Here is a 14547-nt window from a genome sequence, read left to right as displayed (position 1 = left end):
CCTTCATGTCGAGGTGAGGTCGGGTGGTGGGTCCGCGCGAGCGTCACGGGACGTTCGTCATGGAACGTTCGTCACGGTCGCCGTCAGAGTGGCGCGCACCAGCTGTGTGTTGGCCTCCAGGTACGCCGGGTCGAGCATGTCGGCGTGCACACCGAACCCCTGGAGGACGATCGTGTCCGTGGTGGAACTTCCGTGCCATGCGCCGTCCCGGCCGGCGGCGTAGAACTCCGCCTTCTGCTCGTCGGAGATCACGCTGACCTGGGCCGCGACGACCCCGAGGTTCGGGGTGCGGGAGCAGAAGTGGATGTATTCCCGCGCCTGGCCGAGCACTTCCTCGGTGACGCTCGCCGATCCGGTGTGTTTGCGCAAATGCTCGCCGAGCTCGCGCTCGAAGTCCTGGAGGTGCTCGTCGGCGAGGCTGAAGGATTCGGGGATGCGGTACGAGTCCACGATGACCACGTGGGAGACCTCTCGTCCGCGTCGCTCCAGTTCCTTGGCCACCTCGAAGGCGAGATTGCCGCCGAGTGAGTAGCCGAGCAGGGCGCAGGGCCCCTCGGCCTGGAGCGACTCGACCAGGTCGGCGTAGCGCTCCGTCTTGTCGTCGCCGGAGAGGTAGTTGAAGGCGGTGACCTGGTACTCCGGCAGGTGTGCGGCGAACCGGCGGTAGACCAGCCCGTGGCCTCCGGCCGGCGGGAGGCAGAAGAGCTGTGGCCCGTCGCCGTCGTTGAAGCGCAGGTAGGGCAGCGCCCCGGCGGCTCCGACGGTGACGATCTGCTCGACCGTCCCGGCCATCCCCTGCAAGGTGGTGAGCTTGAAGAGCCGGCTGACCGGGACGGGAACGCCGAACTCGTCCCGCAGACGCTGGATCAGCTCGATCAGCTTGATGGAGCTGCCGCCGACTTCGAAGAAGTCGTCCTGCAGGCCGACCCGTTCGAGGCCGAGCAGCTTCTGCCACTGCCTGGCCATCCGCACCTCGTAGTCCGTCACGGGCGGGTCGTGGGCCTCGTCGTCGGCACTGAACCGTGGGGCCGGCAGTGCGGCCAGGTCGACCTTGCCGTTCGCGGACAGCGGCAGGGTGGGCAGCCCGACGAGGTACGACGGGATCATGAACGTCGGCAGGTAGCCGGCGAGATGACGGCGAAGCTCGCGCTGGTCCAGCTCCGCACCGGCCACGGACACGCAGTAGGCACACAGCGCGGCTTCGCCTTGCGCGTCCCGACATACCGTCACCACTGCCTGCTCCACGTCGGGCCAGAGCGCCAGCTGGGTTTCGATCTCTCCGAGCTCGATCCGGTGGCCGCGGACCTTGATCTGGGAGTCGACGCGACTGAGCAGCTGCACGCCACCCTCCGCGTCCCAGCGCGCGAGGTCGCCGGTTCGGTACACGCGTACGGGCTCGCTGTCGGGCTCGGTGCTCCACGCCAGGGTGGCGAAGCGCTCTTCGGTCTGCTCCTGATCGCCCGCGTAGCCGAGCGCGACGCCCTCGCCGCCGATCCACAGTTCCCCGGGCACACCGGGCGGCACCGGCTCGCTGTTCCCGTCCAGGATGTAGAGGGCGCTGTTCGGGAAGGGCCGGCCGATCGGCACCATCATGCTCGGCTCCAGCCCGTCGGCCGGACCTTCGAAGTAGGTGCTGTCGATGGTCGCCTCGGTGACTCCGTAGGAGTTGACGAGCCGGGTCTGCGGGCCGCACAGGGCGCGCAGGCGCTGGTACTCCTCGACCTTCCAGCTGTCGGACCCGACGACCAGCAGCCGCATGAAGTCCAGCCGCTCGCCGACACGTTCGCAGTGGCTCATCAGGCCGCGCACCACCGCGGGCACGAATTCGCCGCAGTCCACCCGCTCCGCCCGCATCGTGTCGTACAGGCGTCTCGTGTCGAAGAGCAGCTCCCGGCCGATCAGAACCAGCGTGCCGCCGGAGCAGAGCGCCCGGACCAGATCGCCGGTGAAGACGTCGAACGACGGGTTCGCCAGCTGGAGATGGACGCGTACGTCGTGGCCGAGGCGGTACTCCTCGCGCCATCCGCCGTAGGCCGAGGCGAGGTTGTGGTGGCTGACCCGGACGGCCTTCGGCCTGCCGGTGGAGCCGGAAGTGTAGATGACATAGGCGGGGGCGTCCGGGCCGACCTTGACGTCGAGCTCCGAGGCTGCGGGCTGCCCGGAGCCGTGCAGTTGATCCAGCGTCAGAACCTGAGCGCATGCCGAGGTCATGCGCTCGCGCTCGCCCTCGTCCGCCACGACGACCAGCGAGGCGCCGGCGTTGCTCACCATGTAGTCCAGGCGTCCCGCCGGGTACGCGGGATCCAGCGGCAGATACGCGCCGCCCGCCCGGAGCACCGCCAGCAGGGTGACGATCAGTTCGGGCGACTTGTCCAGGCTCAGTGCCACCACAGTGCCCTCGCGCACCCCCAGGTCGCGCAGTCGGTGTGCCAGGACGCGGGAGCTGTGCTCGACTTCCGCGTACGTCAGACGCCGTACGGCCCCCGACTCCGACGGGGCCGACACGGCGATCGCCTCGGGGTGCGCGGCGGCAGCCTGGCAGAACAGCTCGTGCACCGGGACGTCGTGGGCGGCCTGGGATCCAGCCCCGCTCCACTGGCCGAGGATGCGTTCGCGCTCGTCGGGCCCGAGCATGGCCAGCCGGGTGGCCGGCCGGGCGGACGTCGCCTTCGTGAGCCCGTCGAGGAGATTCACGTAATGCGAGGCCATCCGCCGCAGCGTCTCTGCTTCGAAGAGGTCGGTGTTGTACTTGAAGACGCAGTGGAAGCGGTGCTCGGCCTCGTCCTCGTAGGCCGACAGCGTCAGGTCGAACTGCCCTTCCTCCTCGGGCAGTTCGATGTAGTCCAGTCGATAGCCATACTGCTCGGTGGCCACCTTGTGGGTGAGCAGGATGAACATCGCCTGGAACACCGCGGAGCGGCTCGGGTCGTGCTGCAGTCCGAGTTGGTCGACCAGCAGGACGAACGGGTACTCCTGGTTGTCCAGGCCGCCCAGGACACTCTCGCGGACCCGCGCCAGCAGCTCGGCGGTCGATGGTTCACCGGCCAGGTTCACGTACAGCGGCAGCGGGTTGACGAAGTACCCGTAGACGGAGGCGAACTCCTCGTGCGTGCGCCCGGTGACGGGGCTGCCCACGATGATGTCGTCCTGCCCGCTGTAGCGGTGCAGCAGCAGGTAGTAGGCGCTCAGCAGCACCATGAACACGGTCACGTTGTGCTCGCGTGCCAGGGCGTGCACGCGCGCGCTCAGCTCTTCGTCCAGGACGAAGAACTCGGACGCACCATTGTGGGTCTGAACGGCCGGACGGGGGCGGTCGGTGGGCAGGTCGAGGACGGGTACCTCGCCGGGGAGGCGGCCCCGCCAGTAGTCGAGCATCTTCTGTGCGTCCGGGCCGGCCAGGAACCGGTTCTGCCGGTTGAGAAAGTCGAGGTAGCGCGCGGGCACCGGTGGCAGCTCGACGGGCAGGTCGTGCCGCAGTCCCTCGTAGACCGCGAGGAGTTCCTCGATGAAGGTGAAGGTGGAGACGGCGTCGGAGATGACGTGGTGGACGGCCTTCATGATCAGCCAGCGGTCCTGGTCGCGCTTGAACAGGCGGAGGCGGACCAGTGGATCGTCCGCGAGGTCGTACGGCTTGCGGTACTCGCGGATGATCAGCTGCCGGATGTCGGCCCAGTCCCGGTCACGTACATCGAACACGCCGAAGTCCGGCGTCGTCGCGGGCGAGATCCGCTGTACCGGCTGCCCGTCCTGCATGACGAGGTTGGCGCGGAGGCTGGGGTGGCGCTCGATCATGGCGGTGAAGGCGGCGAGCATCAGCTCGGGGTCGAGCTCGACGCGTACCTCGACGGCGCCGCCGATGTTGTAGGCGAAGCCGCCCGGGTTGAGGTGTTCGAGGAACCAGAGCGCTTTCTGGTTCTGGGTCAGTGGATACTGCCGCTCGTCCTCGAAGAGCTCGACCTCCATGGCATCACCGCCGTCGCCGGGGTCCGCAGCGAGCAGTTCGGACAGGCCGGCGTGCACCTGCTCGACCAGTTCCGAGACCGGCGCGTTGCTCAGCAGGGCCACCACGGGCAGGGCGATGCCCAGATCGGCGTGGATGCGGGCGCGCAGCTCCATGGCGAGCAGGGAGTCCAGTCCCAGGGCGCCCAGGGTGTCCGCCGAGCCGATGTCCTGTGCGTTCATCCTGAGGACACGCGCCACCAGCGCGGCAAACCGGTCACCCACCAGCAGTGCGCGTTCCTCGTCGTCGGCGTCGCGGAACCCGCTGACGAAGCCGCCCTGTTCACCGTCGGTGCGGGGATCGCCCGCGGCAGCCAGTTCGGCGACCAGCGGCGGCGGGGAGGGGTACCAGGCGAGGAACACCGGCCAGTCGACAACCGTGGCGACCAGCAGTTGGGCGCGGTCCTGGCCGATGACCCGTTCCAGTACGGCCATGCCGGTGTCCGGGGACAGCGAGTTCATGCCCCGGCTGGCTCGGTAGTGTTCGACCAGCCCGAGTTCCTCGATCATGCCGGTCGCCCACGGGCCCCAGTCGATGCTCAGCGCGGGGAGTCCCTGGGCCCGGCGGTGGTGCGCGAGCGCGTCCAGGAAGGCGTTTCCGGCTGCGTAGTTGGTCTGGCCAGCCGTGGTCAGCAGCGAAGCGACCGAGGCGAACAGCACGAAGTGTTCGAGCGGTTCGTCGCGCAGCAGGCGGTGCAGCAGCCAGGCGCCGATGGCCTTGGGGGCGTACGCGGAGTCGAAGACCCGTCGGTCCATCTCCGGAACCAGCGTGTCGCGTACCTGCCCGGCGAGGTGGAACACGCCGCGGATCGGGGGCTGTTCGGCCGCCCGGTGATCGGCCAGCCAGGCGTTCAGGGCTGCCTCGTCGGTGATGTCCAGCGACACCACGACGGGGTGGGCTCCGAGTGTCTCCAGTTCCTTGACGAAACGCACGTTGCGCCCGGCCGGGGAGTCGGGGTCGAGGTCCCGCCACAGGGCGCGTTCGGGCAGGGCGGTGCGACTCATCAGGATCAGCCGGCGCGCGCCGCGCCGGACGAGGGTGCGGCACAGCAGCCGGCCGAGCGCGCCGAAGGCGCCGGTCACCAGATAGCTGCCGTCGGCGCGCAGCCGCAGCGGCAGCGGGCGGGTCAGGCCGGCGGCCGGGGCCAGCCGGCTGGAACTTCGGCGGCCGGCGCGCAGGGCGATCTCGTTCTCGTCGGCGGCCGACAGCTCGCGCAGCAGCGCCTCGGCCTCGGCGCGGCGGGCCGCGGCGTCGTCCGGCCGGGCCGGGTCGAGGTCGATGAGCTTGCCCGGGTGGTCGGTCAGCTCCTGGTGGCGCAGCACGCGGCCGATGCCCCAGGCGGGCGCGCCGAGCGGCTCCACCGCGTCCGCGGGGGTCACCGCCTGCGCGCCGCGGGTGACGATGTGCAGGGCGGCGCCCGGCAGTTCGCGGGGCAGGACCTGGGCGAGGGCGATCAGTGAGTAGACGCCGGTGTCGGTGTGCTCGTCGAACGCGTGCCGGTCCGCCGCGCCGATCGGCGGCAGGTCGAGGCTCCACAGGTGCACGATGCCACCGGGCGGAACTCCGCCGTCCGCGCGCAGATCGGTGAACAGGCGCGCCAGATCTTCGGCGGAGTCCGGCGCGACCCTCCAGGGGCTGTCCTCGCTCGCCCTGCGGTATCCACGGCCCGGGCGGACCAGGTGACAGCGGCGGCCGGTGGCACGCACCACGGCCGCGAAGTCCTCGGCGACACCCTGCGCGTCGGCGAACACCAGCCAGTCGTGTGAAACGGCAGCCGCGTCCGACCCCTCGCTCGCTTCGAAGCCTGCCTCGAACGGCCGGTCGACCCAGGTCACTTCGGCCAGCCAGCCGTCGATCGTCCCCAAGTCGGCCGTGGTCGCCGCCTTCTCGATGTCGGCGGCACGGAAACCGCTGATCCGGCCGAGCGGCTCGCCGCTGTCGGCGTACAGGCCGATGTCGCCTACGAGTTCACCGCCGCCCCGTCGCACGACCATGGCGTGCGCCCACAGGCGCTGGTCCCCTACAGGGGCGATGCGCACCTCTTCGATGGACAGAGGCAGCAGCATGCCGGTGTCCTGCGCATCCGCGCGGTCGGCCATCAGCCTCGGGGTCAGCAGCGCCTGGAAGCAGGCGTCGAGCAGCGCGGGATGGATGTGGTGGCGGGCGGCCTCGTCGCCGAGCGGCTCGGCCGGACGGATGCGAGCCAGCGCCTCGTCGGGGCCGATCCACACGTCCTCGATGCCCTGGAACGCGGGCCCGTAGTGGTACCCCAGGTCAGCCAGTTCCGCGTAGCATCCGGCGCCGTCGAGACGGCGTGTGCTGCGTGCCTGGATCGTGCCGGCGTCGAGTGTCCCGCCGGTGCGACGGTGCTGCGCAGCGCGCACCACGCCGGTCGCGTGCAGGGCCGGGTCCCGGCCGTCGCCCGGCACGCTCGCGATGGTGAACGCGGCGCCCTGGGAGGAGAAGCTCAGCTGCACCGTGGCGCTCTCGTCGTCGGGCAGGAACAGCGCCTTGCGCAGCTCGACCTCGCCCAGCACCGCCTCGGTCGCGCCGGTCATCGCCCGTACCGCCTGCACGGCCATCTCCACGTAACCGGCCGCGGGGAACACGGCGTTGCCCTGGATACGGTGATCGGCCAGGTACGGCATCGAGTCGACGGCGAGCTTCGCCTCCCAGGTGGGCTCGGCGTGGGCCATGCGGCGGCCCAGCAGCGGGTGGTCCTGCCGGCCGAGCCGGATCTGCCGCACCGGGGCGGGCTCCACCCAGTAGCGGTCCCGCTTCCAGGGATACGGCGGCAGCGTCACCGGGCGGCCCTCGGGCTGCAGCGCGTCCCACGCCACGTCGACACCCATGTTGTGCAGCGAGGCCAGCGAGGCCGTGAACCGCTCCGGCTCGTCCTCCTCGCGGCGGATCGACGGGAGCGTCCAGCCCTCGGCGCCGCGGGCGGCGAGGCACTCCCGGATCGCGTGGCCGAGCACCGGGTGCGGGCCGAGCTCCAGGAACACGCCGTAGCCGTCTTCGGCCAGGCGGTCGACCGCCGCCCGGAAGCGCACACTGCCACGGACGTTCTCCCACCAGTAGCCGGCGTCCAGTTCGGTGCCGTACGCGGTGCCTTGCCTCCCGGTGAGGTACACGGGCACCTGCGCCGCGCGCGGTTTCAGACCGGCCAGTGAGGACAGCAGTTCGTCCTTGATCGGATCCATCTGGGCGCTGTGGTACGGAACTTGCACCGACAAGAACCTGACGAAGACCTGCTCGGCGCGTAGCTGGTCCGCGAGCTGTACGAGCGCGTCCCGGTCTCCGGAGAGCGTGACCGAGGCCGGGCTGTTGGACGCGGCCAGCGACACGGCGTCGCCGTACGGCCGGATGCGGCGCTCCGCCTCCGCGGCGGACAGGCTCACCGCGAGCATGGTGCCCGTGCCCGCCAGCCGGTGCTGGAGCCGGCCGCGGTGCACGGTGACCGCGACGGCGTCCTCAAGGCTGTAGACGCCGGCTTCGTAGAACGCAGCGACCTCGCCGGTGCTGTGTCCCACGACGGCGTCGGGGCGCACTCGGTAATGGCGCCACAGGGCCGCGAGGCCGGTCTGCAGGGCGAAGTTGGCGGGCTGCGCCAGCCAGGTCTCGTTCATCCTCGATTCGGCTTCGCCGGCGGTGAGTTCGTCCACCAGGGACCAGCCGGTGAGCTTCGCGATCTCGTGGTCGCAGCGCTCGACCGCCTCGCGGTAGACGGGCTCGCTCTCGAACAGCCCGCGTCCCATCGCCCACCACTGCGGCCCCATGCCGGTGAACACCCAGACCAGCCGCCGTCGCGGAGCGGCCCGGCGCTGGTCCACGAGCACGCGGGGGTGTTCCTCGCCCCGTACGTACGCTTCCAGGCCTTCCGTCAGCGAGGCGCGCGAGGAGTACACGACCGACAGCCGCGATTCGTGGTGCTGGCGGCGGTGCGCCAGGGTGTGGCCCAGGTCGGACAGCGACACGGGCGCTTCGTCGTCGCCCGCGCCGGTGATCTCCCGCAGCACGCCGGCCGCCAGCCGGGGCAGGGCGCCGGGATCCCGCGCGGTCAGTGGCATGACGGTCCAACGCGACTTCCGCGACCTGGCGTTCGGGGCGTCTCCGGAGCGGTCGGAGCGGGGGCGTACCGGTGTCTTCGGCGCCTCCTCCAGCACCACGTGCGCGTTCGTTCCCCCGAATCCGAACGCGTTCACTCCGGCGCGGGCCGGCCCGTCGTGCTCGGGCCAGTCAGTCGGCCGGGCCGGAATCTCGTACGGCAACGACGCCAGGTCGATGGCCGGGTTGATCCTCCCCAGGTTGATGTGCGGCGGGATCGTACGGTGCTTGAGGCACAGGACGGCCTTGATCAGTCCCGCGATGCCCGCGGCCGACTCGGTGTGGCCGATGTTGGGTTTGACGGAGCCGACGTAGCAGCTGGCGCCCGGCTTCCGCCCGACCGACAGGGCACGGCCGAGTGCGGCTGCCTCGATCGGGTCGCCGACCGGTGTCGAGGTCCCGTGTGCCTCGACGTACTGCAGGTCGCCGGGTTCGACGCCCGCCTCGGCGCAGACCCGCTCGATGAGCTCCACCTGAGCGTTCGCACGAGGGACGGTGATGCCGTCGGTACGGCCGTCCTGGTTGACGCCGCTGCCGATGATCACGGCATGGATCGGGTCGCCGTCACGCTCGGCGTCCGCCAGCCGCTTGAGCGCGACCATGCCGACGCCCTCCGCCCGGACGTAGCCGTTGGCCGAGGCGTCGAAGGTGCACGAGCGGCCGTCGGGGGACAGGAAGCCGCCCTGGGTCTCGGCGATGGTGTACTGCGGCGCCATGTGCAGCAGCGAGCCGCCGGCGAGCGCCAGGCTGCTCTCGCCGCGCAGCAGGCTCCGGCAGGCAAGATCCACGGCGACGAGCGAGGAACTGCAGGCGGTGTCGATCGAGACGCTGGGACCGCGGAAGTCGAAGCAGTGCGAGACGCGGTTCGACAGCATCGTCATCATGGTGCCGGTCGCGGTGTGCGCGGCCAGCGTGTCGAAGCCGAGGTCCGCGAACTGCAGGATCTTGTAGTCGAGGGTGAACCCGCCGACGAATACGCCGATGTCACGCCCCGCCAGTTCCGCGGGTTTCTGCCCGCCGTCCTCCAGGGCCTCCCAGGCCACCTCCAGCAGTTTGCGCTGCTGCGGGTCCATGTACTCGGCCTCACGCGGGCTGATGCCGAAGAACGCCGGCTCGAACTCGTCGAACCCGTCGATGTAGCCACCGCGACCCCCGACCAGCCGCCCTCGCCTCGCCTTGTCCCGGCTGCCGAGCGTCGTGACGTCGTACCGGTCGGCCGGAGTCGTCGTGATGCAGTCCTTGCCGTCGATCAGGTTCTGCCAGAAGGCCCGGTGGCTGGATGCCCCGCCCGGAAACCGGCAGCCGATGCCGATGACTGCGATCTTGTCGCGGGTGATCGCGTTCCCCATGTCTGTCATAGTCGAAGAGTCGAAATCCCTGAGTCGTGGTCCCTGGCGCGGCGTCGCGGACAAGCAGGACCGCCCGCCGTTGCGCGACGGGCGGTCGAGTGTCCCCGACGGGTCAGGCCCCGCTGAGGGCTTCGTACACGGCGACACCGAGGGCTTTGTGGTCGCCACTGACGTAGCACTCGCGCTGCATCGACGCGTACTCCTGGCTGGAGATGCGGCCGTCACCGTCCTTGTCGATGATCTGCATGACAGTGCCGGCCTGGTTCGGCTTGAGGCCGTAGGCCTTCAGCAGCGGGACGATCTCCTGCTGGTTGATGTAGCCGTCGTTGTCGCTGTCGGCGAGCGCGAACTCGGCCACCTCGCGGCCGATCGTCCCGACGACGTCCTTGACGGTCGCCCCGTCGAGGATCGCCGCGAACTCGTCCCGCGAGATCCGACCGTCGTGGTCGCTGTCCGCCACGTCGGCCAGCTCCTGCCACCATCCGTCGTACTGTCGGCGCACGGCCTGGGCCTTCTGCGGGTCCGCCTGAGGGAACTGCTGGATGATCGCGTCTGCACGCTGCTGGAAGTCTTCCTGCGTGATCAGACCGTTGTGGTCGGTGTCGAAGAGGCCGAACATGTTCTCGGACTTGCCGTGCGTGAAGCTGTCGGTCACGGGGGTGCGCCCTTTCTCGTCGTGGGCCCATGTGATGCATGAGCCACGCGCGCGATGATTGCACTGAGCAACGTATTGCACACGGAGAGTATTCGCATGTGCACGTGCAGGGTCGCCGCCGCGTGGTCAGCGAACGGGTGATGCCGTGCCGCCTGCCGCCTTACGGAGTCATCGCCGGCGGATCGTCGAAGGCTACTGCGCGCCGTAGACCGGCTGCGCGGGCTGCGCCTCGGCGAGGAGTTTCAGGGTCGCCTCGCCCGCCTCCGCCGGGGTCCAGCGGGCGCCCTTGTCGGTGGCGGGGCCCGGGCGCCAGCCCTCCATGACGGTGATCCGGCCGCCCTCGGACTCGAAGACCCGGCCCGTCACCCCCGCGGAGGCGGCGGAGCCGAGCCAGACCACGAGCGGGGAGACGTTCTCCGGGGCCATGGCGTCGAAGCCCCCGCCCTCCGGGGCGGCCATGGTCTCGGCGAAGGTCTGCTCGGTCATCCGGGTCCGGGCGGCCGGGGCGACGGCGTTGACCTGGACGCCGTAGCGGCCCAGTTCGGCGGCGGCGACGAGGGTCAGGCCGACGATCCCGGCTTTGGCGGCGGAGTAGTTGCCCTGGCCGACGCTGCCCAGCAGCCCGGCTCCGGAGCTGGTGTTGACCACCCGGGCCTCGGGCGTGCGACCCGCCTTCGCCTCGGCCCGCCAGTGCGCGGCGGCCTGCCTGAGCGGCAGGAAGTGGCCTTTGAGGTGAACGCGCACGACCGCGTCCCAGGCGTCCTCGTCGAGGTTGACGAGCATACGGTCGCGCAGGAACCCGGCGTTGTTGACCAGGGTGTCCAGGCGGCCGTAGGTCTCCAGGGCGGTGCGGACGAGTGAGGCCGCGCCCTCGGTGGTGGCGATGTCGCCTCCGTGCGCGACCGCCTCGCCGCCGAGCGCGCGGATCTCGTCGACGACCTGCTGAGCCGGTCCGGCGGTCCCGCCCGTGCCGTCGAGGCCGACGCCGAGGTCGTTGACGACGACCCTGGCCCCCTCGGCCGCGAAGGCGAGGGCGTGGGCGCGGCCCAGGCCGCGGCCCGCGCCGGTGACGACGGCCACGCGTCCGGTGCACAGTCCCGTCATGGGTGGGAGTCCTTTCGTCGGGTGCTCTCGTCCGGTGTCTCGGGGCGTGCTACTTGTTGACGCCGGCGGCGTCGAGGAAGGCCGGGCGCTCCCCTCCGCCGTGGACGTGCAGGCTCGCCCCGCTGATGTAGGCGGCGCGGTCGGAGGCGAGGAAGACGCAGGCGTCGCCGACGTCGGCGGGCGCGGCGAGGCGGCCGAGCGGGACGGTGCGTCCGACGGCGTTGATGCCGTCCTCGTCCCCGTAGTGCAGGTGCGACAGTTCGGTGCGCACCATGCCGGGGACGACCGTGTTGACCCGCACCAGCGGCGCCCATTCCACGGCCATGGAGCGGGCGAGGCTGTCCAGGCCGGCCTTGGCCGCGCCGTACGCCGCGCTGCCCGGTGACGGGCGCGTTCCGCTGACGCTGCCGATCATCACGATCGACCCGCCGCCGCCCTGACCGCGCATCAGCTCGTACGCGGCGAGCGATGCGGTGAGGGGGGCGAGAAGGTTCAACTCCACGACCCGGGCGTGCCGTTCGGGTTGGCCCTCGGCGAGGAGCCGGAAGGGAGTGCCCCCGGCGTTGTTGACGAGGGTGTCGAGGCGTCCGTACTCGTCCCGCACGCGCTCGAAGAAGGCGCCGCTCGCGTCGGCGTCGCGCAGGTCGGCGGGGAGGAAGCGGGCCGTGCGGCCGGCCGCCTCGACGGGCTCGTCCGGGGGCCGTCGCGCGCAGGTCACGACATCCGCGCCGGCCTCCAGGAACGCCCGGGCGATGCCGGCGCCGACGCCCCGGGTTCCGCCGGTGACGACCGTGACGCGTCCGGTGAGATCGATGATCGCCGCCAAAGGGCACCTCCCGCAGTGCGCACTCCGCTGCTACCTTCTCGCCTAACAAACGTTTGGTGGAAAGGTAGCTGATCTGCCCATGAGTGTCTCCACCTCCGTTCCCGAACAAGGCATCGCCGTCGTCACCGTGGACTTCCCGCCGGTCAACGCCCTTCCCGTGCACGGCTGGTACGAACTGGCCGCCTCCGTGCGCGCCGCCGGCGCCGACCCGAAGGTGCGGTGTGTGGTGCTCGCCGCCGAGGGCCGTGGCTTCAACGCCGGAGTCGACATCAAGGAGTTGCAGCGCACAGCCGGGCACGAGGCCCTCATCGGCGCCAACCGCGGCTGCTACGAGGCGTTCGCCGCGGTGTACGACTGCGAGGTCCCGGTGGTCGCCGCCGTACAGGGCTTCTGTCTGGGCGGCGGCATCGGACTGGTGGGGAACGCCGACGCGATCGTCGCGGCCGACGACGCGGCCTTCGGCCTGCCCGAGCTGGACCGGGGCGCCCTCGGCGCGGCCACCCACCTCGCCCGGCTGGTTCCCCAGCACCTGATGCGCGCCCTGTACTTCACCTCACGCACCGTCAGCGCCGAGGAGCTGCACCGGCACGGCTCGGTGTGGCGCGTGGTGCCGCGAGCCCAACTCCACGCCGCGGCATTGGAGTTGGCCCGCGAAGTCGCCGCCAAGGACGGGGCTCTGCTCCGCCTGGCCAAGGCGGCGATCAACGGCATCGACCCCGTCGACGTGCGCCGCAGCTACCGCTTCGAGCAGGGCTTCACCTTCGAGGCCAACCTCAGCGGCCTCGCCGACCGCATCCGCGACACCTTCGGCACGGACCGGGACACCTTCGGCACGGAACAGGAGCAGCAGCCGTGAGCAGGGACAAGACGATGACCGCCGACGAGGTCGTCGGCCGGCTGGACAGCGGCATGACGCTCGGCATCGGCGGCTGGGGTTCGCGGCGCAAGCCGATGGCGCTGGTGCGGGCGCTGCTGCGCTCGGACGTCACCGGCCTGACCGTCGTCTCCTACGGCGGCCCGGACGTCGGGCTGCTGGCCGCCGCCGGGAAGATCCGCAAGCTGGTCGCGGCCTTCGCCACCCTCGACTCCGTTCCCCTGGAACCGCACTTCACGGCGGCCCGGCAGCGCGGCGCGCTGGAACTGGTGGAACTGGACGAGGCCATGGTCATGTGGGGCCTGACCGCGGCAGCGCACCGGCTTCCCTTCATGCCGATCCGGGCCGGCCTCGGCTCGGACGTGATGAAAGTCAACCCCCGCCTGCGGACCGTGCGTTCGCCGTACGAGGACGGCGAGGAACTCGTCGCCGTCCCCGCGCTGCGCCTCGACGCCGCGCTGGTGCACCTCAACCGCGCGGACAGGCACGGCAACGCCCAATATCTCGGCCCCGACCCCTACTTCGACGACCTGTTCTGCGAGGCCGCCGACGCCGCGTACGTCTCCTGCGAACGGATCGTGGACAGCGCGGACCTGCTCAAGGACGCCGGGCCACAAACCCTCCTGGTCAGGCGCGCGTTCGTGAACGGCGTCGTGGAGACACCGAACGGCGCCCATTTCACCTCCTGCGACCCCGACCACGACCGCGACGAGGCCTTCCAGCGCGCCTACGTACGTGCCGCCCGCGACCCGGAGGCCTGGCGGGCCTTCACCGACCGGTTCCTGTCCGGCGACGAGGACGCGTACCAGGCCGCGGTGGCGGCGTTCCACGAGGAGGAAGCAGCGGCATGAGCGACACCCGTACGACAACGATGGCGACGCGCGCCGAGTACTGCGCGGTGGCCTGCGCCGAGGTCTGGCGGTATGCGGGGGAGGTTCTGGCCAGCCCGATGGGCACCGTCCCGGCGATCGGCGCCCGGCTGGCGAAGCTGACCTTCTCCCCCGACCTGCTGCTGACCGACGGCGAGGCACTGCTGGCCGGCGACGTCCCGGCGATCGGCGCCAAGCCCGGGGTGGTCGAGGGCTGGCTGCCGTACCGGCAGCACCTGGCCCTGGTCGCGACCGGGCGGCGGCACGTGATGATGGGCGCGAGTCAGCTCGACCGGTACGGCAACCAGAACATCTCCTGCATCGGCGACTGGAACCGGCCCACCCGGCAACTGCTGGGCGTGCGCGGCGCCCCGGTCAACACCCTCAACAATCCGACCAGTTACTGGGTGCCACGGCACTCCAAGCGAGTGTTCGTCGAGCGGGTGGACCTGGTCTGCGGCGTCGGCTACGACCGAGCCGCCGCGGCGGGTCCCTCCGCGGCTCGCTTCCACCAGATCGCGGACGTCGTCAGCGACCTGGGCGTCTTCGACTTCCGCACGCCCGACCGGACGATGCGGCTGCGCTCGCTGCACCCAGGTGTCACGGTCGAGCGGGTCGTCGAGGCCACCGGCTTCCCGCTCACCGTCCCGGACGAGGTGCCGTACACCCGGCAACCCACCGCCGAAGAACTGCGGCTGATCCGCGAGGTCATCGACCCGAAGGGGCTGCGCGACAGCGAGGTGCCCGCGTGAACGACCTCGCG

The 14547-nt window shown here is 71.0% G+C and carries 7 protein-coding genes; 3 read left to right on the top strand and 4 right to left on the bottom strand.

Annotated elements, in window-relative coordinates; genetic code table 11:
* Window positions 1-57 precede the first annotated feature (57 nt).
* The 4 genes from ACWD35_RS20110 to ACWD35_RS20095 all read right to left on the bottom strand — a co-directional run bounded on the left by ACWD35_RS20110 (window position 58) and on the right by ACWD35_RS20095 (window position 12041).
* Entirely contained in the window at window positions 58-9465 is a 9408-nt protein-coding gene (locus ACWD35_RS20110; protein WP_451352625.1) for a non-ribosomal peptide synthetase/type I polyketide synthase, read from the bottom strand.
* 103 nt (window positions 9466-9568) lie between these two features.
* Window positions 9569-10111 carry an EF-hand domain-containing protein gene (locus ACWD35_RS20105; protein ID WP_451352624.1) on the bottom strand — a complete coding sequence of 181 codons (543 nt, stop codon included), beginning with the start codon at window positions 10109-10111 and terminating at the stop codon, window positions 9569-9571.
* 192 nt (window positions 10112-10303) lie between these two features.
* Window positions 10304-11215, bottom strand: coding sequence for an SDR family oxidoreductase (locus tag ACWD35_RS20100; protein WP_451352623.1), 912 nt, complete (start codon window positions 11213-11215; stop codon window positions 10304-10306).
* 49 nt (window positions 11216-11264) lie between these two features.
* Window positions 11265-12041 (bottom strand): SDR family oxidoreductase, encoded by a 777-nt coding sequence (locus ACWD35_RS20095; RefSeq protein WP_451352622.1) that lies wholly within the window; start codon window positions 12039-12041, stop codon window positions 11265-11267.
* A gap of 79 nt (window positions 12042-12120) precedes the next feature.
* On the opposite strand from ACWD35_RS20095, the gene ACWD35_RS20090 reads away from it, so the two are divergent.
* Genes ACWD35_RS20090 through ACWD35_RS20080 form a run of 3 tightly spaced genes read left to right on the top strand, consistent with a single transcriptional unit; the run spans window position 12121 to window position 14536 of the window.
* Window positions 12121-12897, top strand: coding sequence for an enoyl-CoA hydratase family protein (locus ACWD35_RS20090; RefSeq protein WP_451352621.1), 777 nt, complete (start codon window positions 12121-12123; stop codon window positions 12895-12897).
* Window positions 12898-12911: 14 nt separating this feature from the next.
* Entirely contained in the window at window positions 12912-13766 is an 855-nt protein-coding gene (locus ACWD35_RS20085; RefSeq protein WP_451352799.1) for a CoA transferase subunit A, read from the top strand.
* Entirely contained in the window at window positions 13763-14536 is a 774-nt protein-coding gene (locus ACWD35_RS20080) for a CoA-transferase subunit beta (RefSeq protein ID WP_451352620.1), read from the top strand. Before ACWD35_RS20085 ends, ACWD35_RS20080 begins: the two co-directional genes overlap by 4 nt.
* Window positions 14537-14547 lie beyond the last annotated feature (11 nt).

This window comes from Streptomyces sp. NPDC002671, assembly GCF_053592475.1.
Note: the sequence above shows the minus strand (reverse complement) of the source record. Positions and strands in the feature narration are given on the sequence as shown.

Excerpts from the sequence above, each read along its gene's own strand:
- ACWD35_RS20110 (WP_451352625.1), bottom strand. The coding sequence starts at position 9,465 with ATGACAGACATGGGGAACGCGATCACCCGCGACAAGATCGCAGTCATC.
- ACWD35_RS20100 (WP_451352623.1), bottom strand. The coding sequence starts at position 11,215 with ATGACGGGACTGTGCACCGGACGCGTGGCCGTCGTCACCGGCGCGGGC.
- ACWD35_RS20090 (WP_451352621.1), top strand. The coding sequence starts at position 12,121 with ATGAGTGTCTCCACCTCCGTTCCCGAACAAGGCATCGCCGTCGTCACC.
- ACWD35_RS20085 (WP_451352799.1), top strand. The coding sequence starts at position 12,912 with ATGACCGCCGACGAGGTCGTCGGCCGGCTGGACAGCGGCATGACGCTC.
- ACWD35_RS20080 (WP_451352620.1), top strand. The coding sequence starts at position 13,763 with ATGAGCGACACCCGTACGACAACGATGGCGACGCGCGCCGAGTACTGC.